The sequence below is a fragment of the Mesorhizobium sp. M2A.F.Ca.ET.067.02.1.1 genome (assembly GCF_004023285.1).
Taxonomy (GTDB): domain Bacteria; phylum Pseudomonadota; class Alphaproteobacteria; order Rhizobiales; family Rhizobiaceae; genus Mesorhizobium.
Window position 1 is genome coordinate 1 of the sequence record NZ_RZSB01000786.1, and the last position, 2,714, is coordinate 2,714.

A 2,714-nucleotide genomic window follows, 5' to 3' on the forward strand; every position below is an offset into this window, starting at 1 on the left:
GCATTTCGGACGACCGGGGGATGGCGTCTTCTCGGCGCGATCGCGCTCGTGGCGGCTATGCTTGGCGCCGCCGCGCCGGCAAGGGCGGGCAATGACGTCGTCTATGTCTCGGCGAACAAGAACGCCTCGATCAAGGTCGCCAAGGGCAAGCCGAAGACGATCATGACGAGCGCCGCCTTCTACCAGATCGTCATCGGCGATCCGGAGATCGCCAACGTCAACCCGCTGACCGACAAGTCCTTCTATGTGCTCGGCAACAATCTCGGCACCACAGGCATCGCCCTGTTCGACCAGAACAAGCAGCTTGTCGGCACCATCGACATCGAGGTGACGCTGGATACTGACCAGTTGGCCAGCACCATCCGCGCCAGCGTGCCCGACGCCAAGATCAAGGTCGGCTCGGCAAACGGCCGCGTCGTGCTGTCGGGCGAGGCCGAGGATGCGGTCGCTGCAGATAAGGCCAGCAAGATAGCGTCGCGCTTTTCCGGCAACGAGGAAGTCATCAACTCGGTGAATATCTCGTCCTCGCAACAGGTGCAGCTCAACGTCCGCTTCGTCGAAATCAACCGCCAGGCCGGGCAGGATCTCGGCGCCAAATACGCGGCCAATTTCGCTTATGGCATCGGCAACCGCAAAGTCGTGCTTAACCCGGACGGGGGAGATGTGCCGGCTGCCGGAACGGGCGAGATCATCGGCAGCCTGCTGTCGAACGGCTTGTCGATCGACATCGCCATCAAGGCGCTGGAGGAACGCGGCCTGGCGCGGCGGCTCGCGGAGCCGAATCTGATTGCCCGCTCTGGCCAGACGGCGAGCTTCCTTGCCGGCGGCGAGTTCCCGATCCCGGTTTCCGAAGACAACGGCAAGATCAGCGTCACCTACAAGAAGTACGGCGTCGGCCTCGATTTCACGCCGACGGTGCTGAAGGACGGGCTCCTGAGCCTCGACATCGCGCCGGAAGTGTCGTCGATCGACCCGTCCGCTTCCATCCAGGTCAGCAGCGGCATTTCCATTCCAGCCTTCATCGTGCGCCGCGCCAGGACGTCGGTCGACCTCAAGAACGGCCAGAGCTTCATGATCGCCGGCCTTCTGCAGTCGCAGAACGACATCACGACATCGCGGGTGCCGGGGATCGGCAAGCTGCCGGTGCTCGGTCCGCTGTTCTCCTCGAAATCCTATCAGCGGCGCGAGACCGATCTGGTCATCATCGTCACGCCGTACCTGGCCAAGCCGGTCGATCCCTCGAAGAAGATGGTCGAGCCGACCGACGGCACCCGGCCGGCAAGCGCCGCCGACTACTTCCTCAACAACACCGAGGAGGTGGACGCCTCGGCGCCGAAGCGTCCGCTGGCGCTGGCCGATGGCAGCGCCGCCCGCTCCGTATCCGGCACGTCCGGCCACTTCCTCGACCTGCCGAAGGACTAAGGCCATGCGCATCGCCCTTTGGACTGTTCTCTTGCTGACTGGCCTCGCCGGCGGCTGCACCAGCGACGACTATGTGCGCACCGAAGGGGTGACGCCGGGGGTCGGCAACGCGCAGGCATCCAACACCGCCATGCAGATGGTCGATCCGTGGAAGTACGGCGTCCAGAACACAAGGCTTCTCGTGCCGGCTCAACGTCCGGGTTCCGAGACTGTCGCCGTTGGCGCGAAGGCCGGTGCTGCGTCGGCGCCGACAACATCATCAACGACATCGAATTGAGCGGCCGACAAAGATGGCATCTGCTACCAAGACCAAGAAGATCCTGCTCGTTTCCACCGACAGGGTGTTCGTGCAGGACACGCGGACGGCTTTTGCGACCTCCGAGGTCATCGAGCTCCTGACGGTGGAAAAGAGCATCAACGAGCTGCGCGGCGAAGCCCTCGAAACCGATTTCGGCACCGTCATCGTCGACATGGACGCGGCCAAGCTCGAGGAGATCGAGTCGCTGCAGCGCGTCATGCGCCGGCTGGAAGGCAGCGTTCCCGTGGTCGTCGTCACCCAGGAATTCAACGCGGCGGCGGTGCGCATCCTCGTGCAGCTCAAGGTCGCCGACTTCCTGGTCAAGCCGATCACCACGGCAGACCTGGTGCGCTCGGTCATCCGGGCGTTGCAGGGGCCGGGGCGGGAAGAGAACACCGAATCGCACATCTACACCTTCATGCCGGCTGCCGGCGGCGTCGGCACCACCACGCTCGCCCTGCAGACGGCCTTCCAACTGCATCATTCGGTGACGCGCGGCGCTTCGACATGCGTGGTCGATCTGAATTTCCAGCAGGGCGCCTGCGCCGAATATCTCGACCTTGAGCCGCGCTTCGACATCACGGAAATCGAGAACCAGCCGGAGCGCCTCGACCGGCAACTGCTCGATGTGATGCTGTCGAAACATGCGAGTGGCCTGTGCGTGCTCGCGGCGCCGACGCGTCCCTCGGACATGCGCTCCTTCAAGACCGATGTGGTCGTTCGCATGCTCGATCTCGTGGCGGCTTACTTCGACAATGTCGTCATCGACATGCCGCGCACCTGGTTCCCCTGGACCGAGACGGTGCTCTTGGGTTCCAACAAGCTCTACATCGTCGCCGAGATGACGGTGCCTTGCCTGCGCCACACGCAGCGCCTCATCCAGGCCGTCTATGAGACCGCCGGCAAGGAAGTGAAGCCCAACGTCATCGTCAACCGCTTCGAGCAGAAGATGTTCGACAGCGGCATCAAGCAGGCCGATGTCCAGGAGATACTC

At 63.6% G+C, this 2,714-nt stretch carries 3 protein-coding genes; all 3 read left to right on the forward strand.

The window, feature by feature from the left end; genetic code table 11:
* The first annotated feature begins 57 nt into the window (after positions 1–57).
* A complete protein-coding gene (locus tag EOA28_RS31765; protein ID WP_128315656.1) occupies positions 58–1,422 on the forward strand; it encodes a type II and III secretion system protein family protein in 1,365 nt (454 codons plus the stop codon).
* A gap of 4 nt (positions 1,423–1,426) precedes the next feature.
* Entirely contained in the window at positions 1,427–1,699 is a 273-nt protein-coding gene (locus EOA28_RS31770) for a hypothetical protein (protein WP_126082359.1), read from the forward strand.
* Between the two features lie 13 nt (positions 1,700–1,712).
* Positions 1,713–2,714 (forward strand): response regulator/pilus assembly protein (locus tag EOA28_RS31775; RefSeq protein ID WP_128315655.1); only part of this gene is annotated, 1,002 nt, incomplete at its 3' end.